Origin of the sequence: Amycolatopsis umgeniensis (assembly GCF_014205155.1) — a bacterium.
Classification (GTDB): domain Bacteria; phylum Actinomycetota; class Actinomycetes; order Mycobacteriales; family Pseudonocardiaceae; genus Amycolatopsis; species Amycolatopsis umgeniensis.
Genome location: NZ_JACHMX010000001.1, coordinates 6,307,336 through 6,324,884, shown reverse-complemented (window position 1 = coordinate 6,324,884; position 17,549 = coordinate 6,307,336). Strand labels below are relative to the sequence as shown.

The 17,549-nt window shown below is 68.5% G+C and carries 13 protein-coding genes, 2 pseudogenes and 1 riboswitch; of the genes and pseudogenes, 8 read left to right on the top strand and 7 right to left on the bottom strand.

Features of this window, described 5'->3' with window-relative positions:
• The first annotated feature begins 6 nt into the window (after positions 1-6).
• The 7 genes and pseudogenes from HDA45_RS29625 to cobN all read left to right on the top strand — a co-directional run bounded on the left by HDA45_RS29625 (position 7) and on the right by cobN (position 8,608).
• Positions 7-915: an ABC transporter ATP-binding protein gene (locus HDA45_RS29625; protein ID WP_184900810.1), complete on the top strand. Its 909-nt coding sequence runs from the start codon at positions 7-9 to the stop codon at positions 913-915.
• Positions 912-1,763: an ABC transporter permease gene (locus HDA45_RS29620; protein WP_184900808.1), complete on the top strand. Its 852-nt coding sequence runs from the start codon at positions 912-914 to the stop codon at positions 1,761-1,763. The genes HDA45_RS29625 and HDA45_RS29620 overlap by 4 nt, the downstream gene beginning before the upstream one ends.
• Before the next feature lie 3 nt (positions 1,764-1,766).
• Positions 1,767-2,009 (top strand): helix-turn-helix transcriptional regulator, encoded by a 243-nt coding sequence (locus HDA45_RS29615; protein ID WP_184900806.1) that lies wholly within the window; start codon positions 1,767-1,769, stop codon positions 2,007-2,009.
• Between the two features lie 806 nt (positions 2,010-2,815).
• The gene (locus HDA45_RS29610) at positions 2,816-4,075 is read left to right on the top strand and encodes a DUF222 domain-containing protein (RefSeq protein ID WP_184900804.1); all 1,260 of its coding nucleotides are present in this window, start codon (positions 2,816-2,818) and stop codon (positions 4,073-4,075) included.
• Positions 4,076-4,286: 211 nt separating this feature from the next.
• Positions 4,287-4,507 (top strand): annotated as a pseudogene (locus HDA45_RS29605) (leucine zipper domain-containing protein); the annotation flags it as partial.
• 44 nt (positions 4,508-4,551) lie between these two features.
• A pseudogene (locus tag HDA45_RS43265) lies at positions 4,552-4,680 on the top strand (IS481 family transposase); the annotation flags it as partial.
• 208 nt (positions 4,681-4,888) lie between these two features.
• Positions 4,889-4,973, top strand: a riboswitch (cobalamin riboswitch).
• Positions 4,974-5,026: 53 nt separating this feature from the next.
• Positions 5,027-8,608: a cobaltochelatase subunit CobN gene (gene cobN, locus HDA45_RS29600; RefSeq protein ID WP_184900800.1), complete on the top strand. Its 3,582-nt coding sequence runs from the start codon at positions 5,027-5,029 to the stop codon at positions 8,606-8,608.
• 201 nt (positions 8,609-8,809) lie between these two features.
• On the opposite strand, the gene HDA45_RS29595 is transcribed toward cobN, so the two are convergent.
• On the bottom strand, positions 8,810-9,898 hold the full coding sequence (locus tag HDA45_RS29595; RefSeq protein WP_184900798.1) for a dihydrofolate reductase family protein: 1,089 nt from the start codon (positions 9,896-9,898) through the stop codon (positions 8,810-8,812).
• A gap of 116 nt (positions 9,899-10,014) precedes the next feature.
• Between HDA45_RS29595 and HDA45_RS29590 the strand changes: the two genes are divergently transcribed.
• Positions 10,015-11,583 carry an ABC-F family ATP-binding cassette domain-containing protein gene (locus tag HDA45_RS29590; RefSeq protein WP_184900796.1) on the top strand — a complete coding sequence of 523 codons (1,569 nt, stop codon included), beginning with the start codon at positions 10,015-10,017 and terminating at the stop codon, positions 11,581-11,583.
• A 162-nt stretch (positions 11,584-11,745) separates the two neighbouring features.
• Here HDA45_RS29590 and paaE read toward each other — a convergent pair whose 3' ends face one another.
• From paaE to paaZ, 6 genes are read right to left on the bottom strand one after another with little or no spacing between them, the layout of a single operon-like run.
• Positions 11,746-12,816, bottom strand: a complete 1,071-nt coding sequence (gene paaE / locus HDA45_RS29585) for a 1,2-phenylacetyl-CoA epoxidase subunit PaaE (RefSeq protein WP_184900794.1) — start codon at positions 12,814-12,816, stop codon at positions 11,746-11,748.
• Positions 12,816-13,304 (bottom strand): 1,2-phenylacetyl-CoA epoxidase subunit PaaD, encoded by a 489-nt coding sequence (gene paaD / locus HDA45_RS29580; RefSeq protein WP_184900792.1) that lies wholly within the window; start codon positions 13,302-13,304, stop codon positions 12,816-12,818. The genes paaE and paaD overlap by 1 nt, the downstream gene beginning before the upstream one ends.
• Entirely contained in the window at positions 13,298-14,155 is an 858-nt protein-coding gene (gene paaC / locus HDA45_RS29575; RefSeq protein WP_184900791.1) for a 1,2-phenylacetyl-CoA epoxidase subunit PaaC, read from the bottom strand. The genes paaD and paaC overlap by 7 nt, the downstream gene beginning before the upstream one ends.
• A 1-nt stretch (position 14,156) precedes the next feature.
• On the bottom strand, positions 14,157-14,441 hold the full coding sequence (gene paaB, locus HDA45_RS29570; RefSeq protein WP_037303338.1) for a 1,2-phenylacetyl-CoA epoxidase subunit PaaB: 285 nt from the start codon (positions 14,439-14,441) through the stop codon (positions 14,157-14,159).
• The gene (paaA, locus tag HDA45_RS29565; protein ID WP_184900789.1) at positions 14,441-15,397 is read right to left on the bottom strand and encodes a 1,2-phenylacetyl-CoA epoxidase subunit PaaA; all 957 of its coding nucleotides are present in this window, start codon (positions 15,395-15,397) and stop codon (positions 14,441-14,443) included. The genes paaB and paaA overlap by 1 nt, the downstream gene beginning before the upstream one ends.
• The gene (gene paaZ, locus HDA45_RS29560) at positions 15,394-17,424 is read right to left on the bottom strand and encodes a phenylacetic acid degradation bifunctional protein PaaZ (RefSeq protein WP_184900787.1); all 2,031 of its coding nucleotides are present in this window, start codon (positions 17,422-17,424) and stop codon (positions 15,394-15,396) included. Before paaZ ends, paaA begins: the two co-directional genes overlap by 4 nt.
• Positions 17,425-17,549 lie beyond the last annotated feature (125 nt).

The window sequence follows — 17,549 nt, the reverse complement described above, 5'->3', positions numbered from 1 at the left end:
TGACCAATGAGAGATCCACAAGACGTGATGATGTCCGTCAAAGATCTCCGGATGCGCTACGGCACGAACGACGTCCTCCACGGCGTCGACTTCACCGCGCACCGGGGCGAGGTGATCTGCCTGCTGGGGCCGAACGGCGCGGGCAAGACCACGACGATCGAGATCCTCGAAGGCTTCCGGATGCGGTCGGAGGGCGAGGTCAGCGTGCTGGGCGTCGACCCGGCGCACGCGGACGAGAACTGGAGGGCGCGGCTGGGGGTCGTCCTCCAGGCCTGGCGCGACCACGCGAAATGGCGTGTGCGGGAGCTTCTGGAGCATCTGGGCGGCTACTACGCGCCGTACTCCACCGACCGCATCAAGCGGCCGTGGGATCCGGACGAGCTGATCGCCGCGGTCGGGCTGACCGCGCACGCGGACAAGCGGGTCCGGATGCTTTCGGGCGGGCAGCGGCGCCGTCTCGACGTCGCGATCGGCATCGTCGGCCGTCCGGAACTGCTGTTCCTCGACGAGCCGACAGCCGGACTGGACCCGGAGGCGCGGCGCGAGTTCCACGAACTCGTGCACCGGCTGACCGATGACGACGACACGACGATCCTGCTCACCACGCACGACCTCGACGAGGCCGAGAAACTGGCGGACCGGATCCTGATCCTGAACCACGGCCGGATCGTGGCCGACGGTTCCGCCGACGCGCTGAGCAGGCAGATCGCCGGCGAAGCCGAGGTGCGCTGGACGCTGGACGGCCAGCGATTCGTGCACTCGACCACGGAATCGACGAAGTACGTGCACGAACTGTTCAAACAGCACGGGGACGCCATCGGCGACCTCGAGGTCCGGCGGGCGTCGCTCGAGGACACCTACATGACCCTGGTCCGCCAGGCGGAATCCCCGCTCACGGAGGTGGGTGCGCGATGAACCCGATTCAGCACAGCGTCCGGCTCGGCGTGCGACGGGGCTGGCTCGAAACGCGCCAGAACCTCACCAACTACGAAGACCTGTTCAACACCTTCATCTTCCCGGTGATCTTCGTGGTCGTCATGTTCTTCATGCGCGACGCGAAACTGCCGGGAACGGAGTTCTCGCTCGGCGCCGCGACCGTACCGAGCGTGCTGGGCGCGTCGATCGTGTTCAGCGGCATGCTCGGAATGGCGGGCGTGCTCGCCGTCGAACGCGAGGACGGCACACTCCTGCGTGCCAAGGCCACTCCGAACGGCATGATCGGCTACCTCGTCGGCAAGGTCGTCACCATCTCCACCGGCACCGTCATCGGGATCCTGCTGATCCTGATCCCGAGCATGGTCCTGTTCGACGGCATCGCGCCCGGCGGGCTGACGTCGTGGCTGGGCCTGCTGTGGGTGCTGGCGCTCGGCCTGCTCGCCACCATGCCCATCGGCGCGATCTTCGGCTCGCTGACCGCGAACGCGCGCAGCATCGGGCTGATCATGCTGCCCACCACCGGCCTCGGCGCGATCTCCGGGATCTTCTACCCGATCACCGCGCTGCCGGAGTGGCTGCAGTACATCGGACAGGTGTTCCCGATGTACTGGCTCGGCCTGGGCATGCGTTCGGCACTGCTGCCGGACTCGACGGTGATGGTCGAGATCGGGCAGTCGTGGCGGCCATGGGAGACCCTCGGCGTACTGGCCGCGTGGGCCGTGATCGGATTGGTACTGGCCCCGGTCGTCCTGCGGCGCATGGCGCGGCGCGAGTCCGGGTCCTCGGTGGCGGCACGACGGGAAAAGGCGATGCAGCGAATTGGCTAGCTCATGAGCGAGGTCGTTTACAACCGGATCGCGATGTTGCGGGCGGAACGGGGCATCTCCCGCCGCGAGCTCGCCGATGCGCTGGGCGTGCATTACCAGACCATCGGCTACCTCGAACGCGGCGAGTACAGCCCGAGCCTCTACCTCGCATTGCGGATCGCGACGTTCTTCGAGGTGGCGGTGGAGATCATCTTCTCCACCGCCCCTTTCCCGCGTATCGGCGATTCTTCGGAGCGGACAGCGTGAGCCCACACTGTCCGGCTGGGTCGGCGACGGGGAGCTTCTGCTCACTGTTCTGGATGATGGCGTCGGTAATCACATGTCGCGTGCCCGAATCAGGGCTCGCCTGAGGCGGCTCCGGCTCCCCGTCCTCGACCTGCCTAGCGACGAGATCGTCGAACAAGCACCGGGCTGACGTTTGATCTCACGCCAAGTAACAGCATCATATTGACGGATTCACCCGTCAGCGGTGAATGTTCCGGTTGCGTTGTTGCTTAAAATTCCGACCGGGACGCGACTGGATCGGCGACGGGGACCTTCTGCTCGCCGTTCTGGATGACGGCGTCGGGTATTCACATGTCGCCTGCCCGAGTCAGGGTTCGCCTGGGCGGCCCGGTTCCCCGTCCTCGACCTGCCCAGCGACGAGATCGCCGAACAAGCGCCGGGCTAACGTTTGATCTCACGCCAAGTAGCAGGGTCATTTTGACGGATTCACCCGTCAGTGGTGAATGTGGCGGTTGTGTTGTTGCTTAAAATTCCGACCGGGACGCGACTGGATCGGCGACGGGGGCCTTCTGCTCGCTGCCCTGGATGATGACGTCGGGTATTCACATGTCGCCTGCCCGAATCAGGGCTCACCTGGGGCGGCCCGGCTCCCCGTCCTCGACCTACCCAGCGACGAGATCGTCGAACAAGCGCCGGGCTGACGTTTGATCTCACGCCAAGTAGCAGCATCATTTTGACGGATTCACCTGTCAGTGGTGAATGTGCCGGTTGCGTTGTTGCTTAAAATTACGAACACCTGTTCGACAGTTGTGCGGTATTGTTGTGGGGTGTCCGAGACCTTTCTCCCCGAACTGCCGCAGGAGCTGTGGCGCGCCGGCAAGCTGGAGCTTGCCCATGGCGTGCTGCAGTTCTTGCAGATGATGCGGATCGCCTCCGCCGGACTGGGGCGATATCTGGCGGAGATCGAATCCCGAGGCGCGAAAGACCTCTACGGCTACGGCTCCACGGCTGCATGGTTCGCTGACGTGGCCGGACTGTCCCGGGGCGAGGCCAGCCCGATCGTGAGTCAGGCGATCGCGCTGAACCCGACCCGAGCGTTGGACGGCACCGAAGTTCCCGCCATCGCGCCCGCGACCGGCGTGGCCGCTGCCGAGGGCACGATCGGAGAGCAGCGGATCAAGCAGATCCTGGAGATCCTGGCCCGGATCCCAACAGGCGCCTCGGTGGAGGATCGGGAGTGCGCGGAGAAGACCCTCGCTGATCTGGCGCGCGACGCCGGGCCTCGGCAGGTGTCGAAGCTCGGGGACAACCTGCTCGCCTGGCTCGACCCCGACGGCAACGAACCCAAAGACCCCGAACCCAAGCACCCCAGCCGTGAAGTCACCCTAGAGCGCCGCAAGGACGGGTTCTGGACACTGAACGGCCTTCTCGATGATGAACTGGGTGCCCGGACCGCCGCGGCTCTGGAGGCTTATGCGGCCCCGCGGCCGGTCGATGAGTTCGGCCAAGCCGACCTGCGCACCAAGGCCGAACGCCAGGGCGATGCGTGGGCCGAGCTCTTGGACTTGGCGGTCGCCTGCCCCGACCAGCCCGGAACCAACGGCTACCGGACTCTCGTGCACGTCACCATCGGCCTGGAGGAGTTGAAGACCGGGCTCGGCACCGCCTGCGTGGACTTCATCGGCACCATGACCGCCCGCGAAGCCAGAATGGCCGCCTGCGACTGCCTCATGCTCCCCATCGTGCTCAACGCGGCCGGGGAGCCGCTGGACGTGGGGCGCTTGAAGCGGTTCGTCACCCCCGCCCAGCGCCGAGCCCTCAACATCCGCGACCGAGGCTGCGCCTTCCCCGGCTGCCACCGCAGGCCACGGAACTGTCACGCCCACCATATTGATCACTGGGCAGATGGCGGGCCCACGGATCTTCGGAACCTGGTGTTGCTCTGCGGGTTCCACCACCGCCTGATCCACCACGGGGACTGGCAAGTTCGCATGGCAGCCGACGGGTTGCCGGAGTTCATTCCACCCCAGTATCTGGACCCGCTACAACGAGCCCGGCGCAACACCCTCCACCGCGCCACCGCCTGACCCGAGGAGCCCGCCACCCACACGGCGACGGGCCCCTCGGCATGCCCATACCACCCATAACTGCAGGCCCACCGGTGACGATCCCTTACTTGCACTAGGTGCAGTGACCATGGACGTTGTTGACGGTTGAGCGGCGTGTTGGGTTGATCATGACGAAGACCTCCGCGTGGTGCTGGTGTCTGACGCCATCACCGATCACAAGGAGGTCTTCGTGTTCGACCGTAATGCCCGGTTGACCCTGCATGGGCGGCGGTTGCTGGTCGAGCGTGTCGCGACCGGTCGCTCTTGTCAGCGCCGGATGGGTATCTCACGGGCAACCGGCCATCAATGGGTCAACCGGTACCGCGAGGAGAGCCCCGCCCGCATCGCCGAAATCGTTGACCTGCACGCCTCCACCGAGTCCTGACACGCCACCACATGCCGAAACTGGCCTGACTCGACCGCTCGACCGGACAACCCATCCGCCACTACGAACGCGCATCCGCGACGGCGGAGGCTGGTGCACCCACGGACGCGGCAGCCTCGAACGCCGACGCGCCCGCCACGGACACCGCGTCTGCCACGACTACGTCCACTGCACCATCGACGACCACACCCGCCTCGCTGAAACCGCCGGCTTCCTCCACCACAGCACTACAGCTAGACGCAACGAAGGCTGCCTTCCCCCGCTACATGAAGGCAGCCTGAGCGCAGAACCACAGCCCACACCCACGACCAGCGCAAACACCCTCCCTCACCCCCTGCCGAACACATCACCTTGACTCCCGCCGGACCGCACCGGAGAGTGAGCGGGAACCCACGCGTCGGCAGAGGGAGGAACCCGGTGAGAGTCCGGGGCGGTCCCGCCACTGTCACCCCTCCGGAACCCGACCGGACCACGAGGGGAAGCCAGGAACTCCGGCCGTCGCGACCGCACGACCCGGGGCGCGGACACCCCGAGTGAGGACTGCCGTGATCCTGCTTCTGTCCACATCGGACACCGATCTGCTCAGCGCCCGCGCCGGCGAGGCCGACTACCGGCTGGCCAATCCCGCCCGGCTCGACCTGGCCGAGTTGCCCGCTCTGCTCGACGGCGCCCAGATCGTCGTCGTCCGGATCCTCGGGTCCGAGCGGAGCTGGCAGGAGGGGCTCGACACGGTCCGCGCGAGTGGCGCGCACGTGGTCGTCCTCGGCGGCGAGCAGACGCCGGACGCGCAGCTCATGAAGCTGTCGACGGTTCCGGCGGGGACCGCGGCGGAGGCCCACGCGTATCTCGCGCAGGGCGGCCCGGCCAACCTCACCCAGCTGCACCGGTTCCTGAGCGACACGCTCCTGCTCACCGGCGACGGTTTCGAGCCGCCCGCCGTGCAGCCGCTGTGGGGCGTCCTCGAACGCGAGCCGAAAGCCACCGAAGGTCCGGTCATCGCGATCCTCTACTACCGCGCGCATCACCTGTCCGGCAACACCGAGTTCGTCCACAGCCTTTCCGACGCCATCGAGGACGCCGGGGGCCGCGCGCTCCCGATCCACTGCGCGTCCCTGCGCACCCGCGAGCCGGAGATGATGGCCGAACTCACCAAGGCCGACGCGCTCCTGGTCACCGTGCTGGCCGCCGGCGGCACCAAGCCGTCCGAGGTCGGCGCGGGCGGGGACGACGAGGCATGGGACGTCTCCGAGATGGCCGCGCTCGACATCCCGATCCTTCAGGCTCTCTGTCTCACCAGTGACCGCGAGACCTGGGCGGCGAACGACGACGGCCTTTCCCCACTCGACGCGGGCAACCAGATGGCCGTCCCCGAGTTCGACGGCAGGCTCATCACCGTCCCGTTCTCGTTCAAGGAGATCGACGACGACGGCCTCCCCAAGTACGTGCCGGACGCCGAGCGCGCGTCCCGGGTCGCCAAGATCGCGCTCGCCCACGCCCGTCTGCGGCACACGCCGCCGCCGGAGCGCCGCATCGCGCTGATGCTGTCCGCGTACCCGACGAAGCATTCCCGCGTCGGCAACGCGGTCGGCCTCGACACGCCCGCGTCCGCGATCGAGCTGCTGCGCCGCATGCGCGACCGGGGGTACGACCTCGGCGAGGACCCGTTCCCCGGTGTCGAGCCCACCGGCACCGACCAGCCCGACGGTGACGCGCTGATCCACGCGCTCATCGCCGCGGGCGGTCAGGATCCGGAGTGGCTCACCGAGGAGCAACTGTCCGGCAACCCGATCCGCGTCCCCGCCGACAAGTATCGCGAGTGGTTCGCCGAGCTGCCCGCGGAGCTGCGCGAGGGGATGGAGGAGCACTGGGGCCCCGCGCCCGGCGAGCTCTACGTCGACAACGGCGACATCGTGCTCGCGTCCCTGCAGTCCGGCAACGTCATCCTGATGATCCAGCCGCCGCGAGGGTTCGGCGAGAACCCGGTGGCGATCTACCACAACCCGGATCTCCCGCCGAGCCATCATTATCTCGCCGCGTATCGCTGGCTCGAGGAGGAGTTCGGCGCGCACGCCGTCGTCCACCTCGGCAAACACGGTTCGCTGGAATGGCTTCCCGGCAAGACCGCCGGCCTCTCGGACTCCTGCGCGCCGGACGCCGTCCTTGGTAATCTGCCGCTGATCTACCCGTTCCTGATCAACGATCCCGGCGAGGGCGCGCAGGCGAAACGGCGCGCGCACGCCACGATCGTCGACCATCTGATCCCGCCGATGGCCCGCGCCGAGAGCTACGGCGACATGGCCCGCCTGGAACAGCTTCTCGACGAGCACGCCAACATCGCCGCGATGGACCCGGCGAAGCTGCCCGCGGTCCGCGCGCAGATCTGGACGCTCATCCAGGCCGCGAAGCTGGATCACGACCTCGGTGTCGAGGAACGCCCGCACGACGCGGAGTTCGACGACTTCCTGCTGCACATCGACGGCTGGCTGTGCGAGGTCAAGGACGCCCAGATCCGCGACGGTCTGCACATCCTCGGCGCCGCGCCGGAAGGCGAGGCCCGGATCAACCTCGTGCTCGCGATGCTGCGTGCCCAGCAGATGTGGGGCGGCAAACAGGGCGCCGTCCCCGGCTTGCGTTCCGCGTTGGGTCTCAAGGAGAACAGCGACACGCCACTGTCCGAAGTGGACGCGATCGAGCAGAAGGCGCGCGCGCTCGTCGTGGCGATGGAGGCCCGCGACTGGTCCCCCGCCGCCGTCACCGAGGTCGTCGCCGACATCCCGGAACACCAGGACGTCGCGCGCGTGCTGACCTTCGCGGCAACCGAGATCGTGCCGCGGCTGGCGGGCACCGGCGCCGAGATCGACGCCGTGCTCCACGCGCTCGACGGCGGTTACATCCCCGCCGGTCCCAGCGGGTCTCCCCTGCGTGGCCTGATCAACGTGCTGCCGACCGGCCGCAACTTCTACACCGTCGACCCGAAGGCCATCCCGAGCCGTCTCGCGTGGGAGACCGGGCAAGCGCTGGCCGACTCGCTTCTCCGTCGCTACAAGGAGGACACCGGAGACTGGCCGCGGTCGGTCGGTCTCTCGGTGTGGGGTACGTCGGCCATGCGCACCTCGGGTGACGACGCCGCGGAAGTCCTTGCCCTGCTGGGAGTCCAGCCGGTCTGGGACGAGGCGTCGCGGCGGGTCACCGGGATCGAGGCCATCCCGCTCGCCGAACTCGGCCGCCCGCGCGTAGACGTCACCGTGCGGATCAGCGGGTTCTTCCGCGACGCCTTCCCGCATGTGATCACGCTGCTGGACGACGCCGTGCGCCTCGTCGCGAACCTCGACGAACCGGACGAGCAGAACTTCGTCCGCGCCCACACCCGCGCGGATCTGGCGGCGCACGGTGACGAACGCCGTGCCACCACGAGGATCTTCGGCTCCAAGCCCGGCGCGTACGGCGCGGGTCTGCTGCCGCTGATGGATTCCGGGAACTGGCGCGACGACAAGGATCTCGCCGAGGTCTACGCGGTCTGGGGCGGGTTCGCCTACGGTCGCGACCTCGACGGCAGGCCCGCGCGCGAGGACATGGAGAACTCGTACAAGCGGATCGTGGTCGCGGCCAAGAACACCGACACCCGCGAGCACGACATCGCCGATTCCGACGACTACTTCCAGTACCACGGCGGGATGATCGCGACGGTCCGCGCGCTCACCGGGACGGCGCCCGCGTCCTACGTCGGCGACAGCACCACCCCGGACGCGGTCCGCACCCGCACCCTCGGCGAGGAGACCGCGCGCGTCTTCCGTGCCCGCGTGGTCAACCCGCGCTGGCTGGCGGCGATGCGCAAGCACGGCTACAAGGGCGCTTTCGAGCTGGCGGCGACAGTCGACTACCTCTTCGGTTTCGACGCCACCGCCGGCGTGGTCGGCGACTGGATGTACGAGAAGCTCACCGAGTCCTACGTGCTCGACGAGGTCAACCAGGAGTTCCTGCGCCAGGCCAACCCGTGGGCGCTGCGCGGCATCATCGAGCGGCTGAACGAGGCCGCCGATCGGGGACTCTGGGCCGAGCCGGACGCCGACCTTTTGGCTCAGCTGCGCGAGGTCTACCTATCGCTGGAGGGGGACCTCGAATCCTGACGTCACCCGCTGGAGCAGCGTCATGGCACTCCCGGCGGTACCACTGTCGTATGCGCAGAACTTAGCGTGACAGGGGCGGTGGGATGACAACGATCGGGAGGACAGCGATGATCAAGCGCCTGTTGAAGGTCGTGCTTCGCCACGGTTGCTGCTCGGCGTGCACCGGTCAGGGCTGCGGCTGCTGCAGCGCCTGCAAGTAGGTCAGGGGCGGACGCCCGCGAGATGGGTGTTCGCGCGGCGGACGTCGGCGGCGAGGGCTGGCACCTCGATCACCCGGCGTCCGGCCGCTTCCAGCGTTTCCGCGCCGACGCAGTCGACGAACACCGACGGCTCGCGCCAGGCGAACACGACGCGGGGAATGCCCGCGTCGAGGATGAGCTGGGTGCAGCTCCGCGGATGTGACGTCCGCGAGCTGCACGGCTCCAGCGACGTGTACATCGTCGCCTCCGCCAGCCTCGGGTCTCCCGGTTCGAGTTTGGCGAGCGCGGCTTCTTCGGCGTGGTTGTTCGGATCGCCGTCGCCCGAGTAGCCGGTGGAGATCACTTCGCCGTCGGCACCGGTGATGACGGCGCCGACGCGGAAAGTGCGCGGCGGGCAGTTCTCGGCCAGCGCGATGGCCTCGCGCAGGCGCCGGATGTCCACTTCGGACGGTTCCGGTGTGGCGTGGTACTCCAGGACGGCGATGTCGCCCAGCCGGGTGCTTTCGACCAGCGTGAGCCCGCGAGGGAACGCGCCCGGACCGGTGAACCGGGGCGCGCGCGGATCGCCGACGAAGAACGGCGCGATCGCCAGGTGCAGTTCGTCGGCCAGCCCCTCGGTGAGGAACTGGGTGTGCATCGCACCGCCGCCTTCGACCATCAGCCGCCGGATGCCGCGCGCGTGGAGGTCGGCCAGCATTTCGCGCAGGCCGAAAGTTTCAACCACGGTCGCCTTCACCCCCGTGACGACGCCGGGCGGCGCGTAGACCAGCTTCTCCGCGTCCCCGACGGTGAAGAACTGTGCCGCCGGATCGAGCGAGCCGCTCCGGGTGAGCGTGACCTTGACCGGTTGCTCCGGACGGCCCGCCGCGACGCGCTCGGCGACCAGCTCCGGGGAGCGGACCAGCAGGCGGGGATCGTCCGCGCGGACCGTGTTGGCGCCGACCAGGATCGCGTCCGACGCCGCGCGCAGGCCGTCCACCCGGGCCCAATCGTCCTGGTTGGACAGCACCAGCCGGGTGTCGGTCGCGTCATCGAGGTACCCGTCCAGCGAGACGGCGGCGGACAGCAGGACGTGCGGGCGTTCGATCACGTCGCCAGTATGCCCCCGCCAAATCGGTCGCACCGGCAGCGCCGCCCGGCTACCCTGGCGCGGTGATCTTCTGAGACGAACCTGCGCCCTCATCCACCTCCTTCGCAGGGAGTCTCATGTCTTCTTCCTTGACGTTTTCCGACGTCACCTTCACCTGGCCCGACGGCACCGGAGTGTTCGAGCGCCTTTCGCTCACCATCGGGGCAGGCCGCACCGGCCTGGTCGGCACCAACGGATCCGGCAAGTCCACACTGCTCCGCCTGCTCGCCGGCGGGCTGAAAGCCACCTCGGGCTCCATCACCACGCCGGGTGAGCTCGGCTACCTGCCGCAGAACCTCGTCCTCGACACCGGCCGCCGCGTCGACGACGTGCTGGGCGTCACCGCGCTCCGCTCGGCGATCAGGGCCGTCGAGAGCGGCGCTACCGCAGAGGAGCACTTCACCACCATCGGCGACAACTGGGACGTCGAGGAACGCATCCGCGCGATCCTCGACAGACTCGGCCTGGACGCCGTCCGCCTCGACCAGCGAGCGGGCGAGCTGTCCGGCGGTGAGCTCACGCTGCTCGGGCTGGCCGCCCTGCTCCTGCGGCGTCCCGCCGCACTGCTGCTCGACGAGCCGACGAACAACCTCGACCTGCGGGCACGCGAACTCGTGCACCGCGAGGTGGAGGGCTGGGGCGGGATCCTCGTCGTGGTCTCCCACGACCGCGAGCTCCTCCGGCTGGTCGACAGGATCGTCGAGGTCCGCGACAGCGAGGTGACCACGTACGGCGGCGACCTCGACGACTACGAGCATGCCGTCGAGGTCGCCCAAGAAGCCGCGCGACGGCACGTGCGCGCGGCCGAATCTCACGTCAAACGGCAGAAGCGCGAGCTGATCGAGGCCGGGACCACGCTCGCCCGGCGAGCCCGCTACGGCCAGAAGATGTGGGACCGGAAACGCGAACCGAAGGGACGGATGCGCAAACGACAGGAGGACGCGCAGATCGCCGCGGGCAAGTACCGGAACCTGCACACCGGCAGGCTGGAGGACGCCGTCGAAGCGCTGAAAGCCGCCGAGGAGCTGGTGCGCGAGGACGCCGAGATCCGCGTCGAGCTGCCGGAAACCACGGTCGCGCGGGGAACGGACGTGCTCCGCATCGACGCCGAACCCCGGTTCGGCCCGCCGGTGAACCTGCATGTCATGGGCCCCGAGCGGATCGCGCTCGTCGGCCCGAACGGTTCGGGCAAGACCACCCTGCTCCGCACGATCACCGGCGAACTCCCGCCGCGATCGGGCGAAGCGCGGCTGTTCGTCCCCGCGCGGCTGCTCCCCCAGCGGATCGACATCCTCGACGACACGATGTCCATTGTGGACAACGTACGTCTGGTCGCGCCGTCACTCACGGACAACGAGATCCGCGCGCGGCTGGCACGGTTCCTGTTCCGGGGCAAGACGGCCGACCGTGAAGTCGCGTCGCTCTCCGGCGGGGAGCGGTTCCGCGCGGCACTGGCGGCGCTGCTGCTGACCGAACCGACGCCGAAACTGCTGCTGCTCGACGAGCCGACGAACAACCTCGACCTGGCGAGCGTGCGACGGCTCACCGAGGCGTTGCTGGCCTACCGGGGCACGCTGATCGTGGCGAGCCACGACCGGCCGTTCCTGAAGGACATCGGCATCACGAGGTGGCTGGGGACTCACTGAGGGGGTCAGGCGAAGGCGGCATGTTGTGAAAGCCACTTTCGCAACGTTGAAGGTTGCGAAAGTGGCTTTCACAACGTCGGCCGAGGCGGGGAGCGATGGTTGCCCGCATGGCCCTGGGCAAAGGAGCCGTAACTCGCGTGATTGGACTCGTAACTCGCGTGATCAGGCGTCGAAGTCCACGGTGACGGCTTCGGACACCGGCACCGACTGACAGGTGAGCACGAAACCGGCGTCCACTTCGGCCTTCTCCAGGGCGAAGTTGCGCCGCATGTCCACCTTGCCGTCGCAGATCTTCGCCCGGCAGGTCCCGCACACGCCGCCCTTGCAGGCGAAGGGCAGGTCCGGACGGTACTTCTGCGCGCCGTCGAGCAGAGAGGAGTTGCGCGGCAACGTCATCGTCGTCGACCGGCCGTCGAGTACCAGCGTGACCTCGCTGGAGGATCCGACGACGGCCGGGTCGACGTGGTGCACCGGCTCCGGCGGAGTGTCCACATAGAACAGTTCCTGGTGGATTTTCTCGTCGGCGACGTCGAGCGAACGAAGGAGTTCCTGCGCGCCTGTCACCATCTCGAAAGGCCCGCACAGCCACCAGTGCGCGACGTCTTCGACCGGGATCAGCACGGTGCACAGGCGCCGCAGCTTCTCGACGTCGAGGCGGCCGGTGAACAGTTCGGCCTCGCGCGGCTCGCGGGAGAGCACGTGCACGAGTTCGAGCCGCGCGGGGTACCGGTCTTTCAGGTCCGCGAGGTCGTCGGCGAACATGACGGTGTCCGTGCGCCGGTTGCCGTAGAGCACGGTGACCGTCGCGTCGGATTCGCTGAGCAGCGAGGACGCGATCGACAGCACCGGCGTGATGCCGGATCCGGCCGCGATCAGCACGTGATGCCCGGCGGCTTCGAGATCCGGGCTGAAATTGCCGGTGGGCGCGGCGACCTCGATCTCGTCGCCGGGTTTCACGTCACGCACCAGCCACGACGAGAACAGCCCGCCCGGCACCTCCCGGACGCCGACCCGCGGCGCCGCCCCGGCGGGCGCGCAGATCGAGTACGAACGGCGCTCGTCGCGGCCCTCGACCTCGCGGCGCAGGGTCAGTGACTGGCCGGCCTTGAAGCGGAACGTCTCGGCGAGGTCTTCGGGCACGTCGAAGGTCACCGCGACGGCGTCGTCGCACAGACGCTGGACGTCGGCCACCTTCAGGGTGTGAAACCCGGTGCGGCGCAGGATCGCGGTCACTAGATCTCCTTGACGTGTTCGAACGGCTCGAGGCAGAACCGGCAGCGGCGCAACGCTTTGCACGCCGTCGCGCTGAACCGGGACTGCTCCTCGGTGTCCGCGGAGCCACAATGAGGACAGCGGACCGAAGACACCGGCGGGCTCAGCGTGAGCGGGATCGGGCCGGTCCGCCGCGGCGCGGCCCCCGGCGGCGCGATCCCGGCCTCGGCCAGTTTCCGTTTGCCGTCTTCGGTGATCCAGTCGGTGGACCAGGCGGGCTGGAGCACCGTGCGGACCTCGACCTCGCCGTAGCCCGCGCCGGTGAGCGCGTGGACGAGGTCGTCGCGCATGGTGTCCATCGCCGGGCAGCCGGTGTAGGTCGGGGTGATCGCGACGACCACCCGGCCATCGGATTCGGACACCTCGCGCAGTACGCCGAGGTCGGCGAGGGTGAGCATCGGCAGTTCCGGATCGGTGACCGTGGCCGCCACGGCGTACGCGGTCACCATGTCGCGTCCGGGTGTTCCCTGGCGACACTCTGCAGTTCCGCCAGCAGGAAGCCCATCCGCTCGGTGTGCACGCCGTCGCGGCCCATCCGGCCGGACACCCCGGCGATGGCACCGATTTCGGGGCGCGTCAGCTTCGCGACGGCCAGCACCTGGTCGAGGATCGCGTCGAACTCCGGCCTCAGCGACGGTGACTCGACGAACTCGACCTCGTGCGCGGTGAACAGCTCGCCCACATAAGGCCAGACCGCGTCGAGACCTTCCTGCATGCGCTCGTGGGACAGCTCGGTCCCGTCGCCCAGCCGGACGACCCACTGCGCCGCGTAGTCACGGTGGTACGCGACTTCCTTGACACCCTTGTCCGCGATGGCCGCCAGCACCGGGTCGACACTGGTCTGAAGTCGCTGCAAGAGCGCCAGCCGCCAGATCGAGAACACCAGCATCCGCGCGATCAGATGCCCGAAGTGCCCGCCTTCGAGTTCGGCGAGCCGGACGTTGCGGTACTCCTGCTCGCTCCGGAAGAAGGCGTACGAGTCCTCGGTGCGCTCACCGCCATCGGCCTTGCCCGCGCGGGCGAGCAGCAGCCGGGCCTGTCCGAGCAGGTCGAGCGCGATGTTCGCGATCGCGACCTCGTCCTCGAGTTCGGGCGCGTTCGTGCACCATTCCTGCAGCCGGTGCGAGAAGATCAGCGCGTCGTCGCCGAGCATCAGGCAGTAGGCCGCCAGCCGCGCACCGTCCACACCGGACGGAACCGCGGTGTCCACCCCGGACAGCGGGTCCTCGAAGCCGGTGCCGAAGGCCCAGCGCGAGTCGTTTTCCTCGGTGATCGCCTCGTAGGCGTTGTCGAAGCTCATGTCAGATGTGCGGAACGTTGTCGGGGATGTCGTAGAACGTCGGGTGCCGGTACACCTTGTCGCCGCTGGGCGCGAAGAACGGGTCCTTCTCGTCCGGAGAGGACGCGGTGATGGCGCTCGCACGCACGACCCAGATCGACACACCCTCGTTGCGGCGGGTGTACAGATCCCGCGCGTGGTGCAGCGCCATGTCGTCGTCCGCCGCGTGCAGCGAACCCACGTGCACGTGGTTCAGGCCGCGCTTGCCCCGGACGAACACTTCGTACAACGGCCAGTCGTGTTTCATCACGAAGCCCCTTTCTTGGCGGCGTGGGCGGCCGCTGCCTCGCGCACCCACGCGCCGTCTTCCTGGGCCCGCCGCCGATGCGCGATGCGCTGGGCGTTGCAGGGGCCGTTGCCCTTCAACACGTTCTTGAACTCGTCCCAGTCGACGGCGCCGAAGTCGTAGTGCCCGCGTTCGGCGTTCCATTTCAGATCCGGATCCGGAAAGGTGACGCCCAGCGCCTCGGCCTGCGGAATGGACATGTCGACAAAGCGCTGGCGCAGTTCGTCGTTGGTGTGGCGTTTGACCTTCCACGCCATCGACTGCGCGGTGTTCGGCGAATCCGCGTCGGGCGGGCCGAACATCATCAGCGACGGCCACCACCAGCGGTTCACCGCCTCCTGCACCATCGCGCGCTGTTCGTCGGTGCCACGCATCATCGTCATCAGCAGCTCGAAGCCCTGCCGCTGGTGGAAGGACTCTTCCTTGCAGATGCGGATCATGGCGCGGGCGTACGGCCCGTACGAGCTGCGGCACAGCGGGACCTGGTTGCAGATCGCCGCGCCGTCGACCAGCCAGCCGACCACGCCGACGTCGGCGAAGGTCAGCGTCGGGTAGTTGAAGATCGACGAGTACTTCTGCTTGCCGTTGATGAGCTTGTCGGTCAGGTCCGCGCGGTCGGCGCCGAGGGTGGCCGCCGCCGAGTACAGGTACAGCCCGTGGCCGGCCTCGTCCTGCACCTTCGCGAGCAGGATCGCCTTGCGCCGCAAGGAAGGCGCACGGGTGATCCAGTTGCCCTCGGGCTGCATGCCGATGATCTCCGAATGCGCGTGCTGCGCGATCTGGCGGATCATCGTCTTGCGGTAGCCCTCGGGCACCCAGTCGCGCGGCTCGATGCGCTGATCGCGCTCGATGGTCGCCTCGAAGTGCTGCTCGAGGTCGCGCTCGGGCTGTGTTCCCTCAACGACCGTGGCCGTCATGACTGCTCCTTCGCCACCAGGGTCAGCACGTCGTACTTGGCGACCGAGTCGCCGTCGGCGTTGGTCACGTCGGCGTCCCAGCGGACCTCGCCGTACTCCTGGTCGATGCGCGGGGTGATCTGCTTGGCGGTCAACGTCACCGTGAGGGTGTCGCCGACCTTGACCGGGGTGAGGAACCGCAGGTTCTCCAGGCCGTAGTTGGCCAGCACCGGGCCGGGCTCCGGCGAGACGAACAGGCCGGCGGCGAACGAGACCACGAGGTAGCCGTGCGCCACGATCCCGCCGAACAGCGGGTTCGCCGCGGCGGCTTCGGGATCGGTGTGGGCGTAGAAGGTGTCGCCGGTGAACTCGGCGAAGTGGTCTACGTCGGACTGCAGGACCTCACGCGGCCCGGCGACGACGGAGTCGCCGATCTTCAGCTCCGCCAAGGACTTCCGGAACGGGTGGACGTCGCCTTCGGCGCGCGGGGCGCCGGTGACCCAGCGGCCGGTGACCGTGCTGAGCACCTTCGGGCTGCCCTGGACCGCCGTGCGCTGCATGTGGTGCAGCACGCCGCGGACGCCGCCCATCTCCTCGCCGCCACCGGCGCGACCGGGTCCGCCGTGCACCAGCTGCGGCATCGGCGAGCCGTGGCCGGTGGACTCCTTGGCGTCTTCGGCGTCCAGCACCAGCAGACGGCCGTGGTACGGCGCGACACCGAGGACGACCTCGCGGGCGAACTCCGCGTCCGCGGTGACGATGGAGCCGACCAGGCTGCCGCCGCCGCGCGCGGCGAGCTCGATGACCTGCTCGGTGGAGGTGTAGGGCAGCAACGTCGAGACCGGGCCGAAGGCCTCGACCTCGTGCGGCTCGGAACGCTCCGGATCGGCCTTCAGCAGTACCGGCGAGATGAACGCGCCGCGTTCGGCGTCGGCGCCGACGACCTCGACCTGCTCCGGGTCGCCGAAGACGACCGTGCCGACGTCCAGCAGCGCCTTGAGCGACCGCCGGACCTCCTCACGCTGCTCCAGGCTGGCCAGGGCACCCATCCGGACCCCCTCGGCGGTGGGGTTGCCGACGACGGTCTTCGCCAGCCGCGCGCTCGCGGCCTCGGCGACGGCGTCCAGCAGGTCCGCGGGCACGAAGGCACGGCGGATGGCGGTGCACTTCTGCCCGGCCTTGACCGTCATCTCGGTGGTGAGCTGCTTGACGAAGAGGTCGAACTCGGTGGTGCCGGGTTTCGCGTCCGGGCCGAGGATCGAGCAGTTCAGCGAGTCGGCCTCGGCGTTGAACCGGACGGAGTTGCGCACGATCGCGGGGTGCGCGCGGAGCTTCTGCGCCGTCGACGCGGAACCGGTGAACGAGACGAGGTCCTGCGCGGTGACGTGGTCGAGCAGGTCTCCGACGCTGCCCGCGACGAACTGCAGCGTGCCCTCGGGCAGGATGCCGGACTCGATGATGATCTCGACCAGCCGCGCCGTCAGGTACGAGGTCTGGCTGGCCGGTTTGATCAGGCTCGGCACACCGGCGAGGAACGCGGGCGCGAATTTCTCCAGCGGGCCCCAGACCGGGAAGTTGAAGGCGTTGATCTGGACGGCGACGCCGCGCAGCGGGACGGCGATGTGCTGGGCGACGAACGTGCCGCCCTTGCTCAGCGGCTCGACGTTGCCGTCGACGTAGACGGTGTCGTTCGGCAGTTCGCGTTTGCCCTTGCTGGAGTAGGCGAACAGGACGCCGATACCGCCGTCGATGTCGACCATGGAGTCGCCCTTGGTGGCACCCGTCCTCGCCGAGAGCGCGTACAGCTCTTCGCGGTGTTCGCGCAGATGTGAGGCCAGTGCCTTCAGCAGCGCGGCGCGCTGGTGGAAGGTCAGCTCGCGCAGCGCGGGGCCGCCGGTGCGGCGGCCGTGGTCCAGCGCGGCGGCGAAGTCGATGCCGTCGGACGAGACACGGGCGACCTCCTCGCCGGTCGAGGCGTCGTGCAGCGGTACGCCGTCGTTTTCCGCCGTGTGCCACCCGCCGGAGACGTAGCTGCGCAGCAAAGCCATTAGTCGACCCTTCACCATGGTGGGATTTACAGACCGTCCGTTCAGTAATTCACTGTAGCTCGTGGCGGGGCACTTGCAAACCCCCCTGTTGGCGGTGGACCCTTGACATCTGCCCAATCTGACTA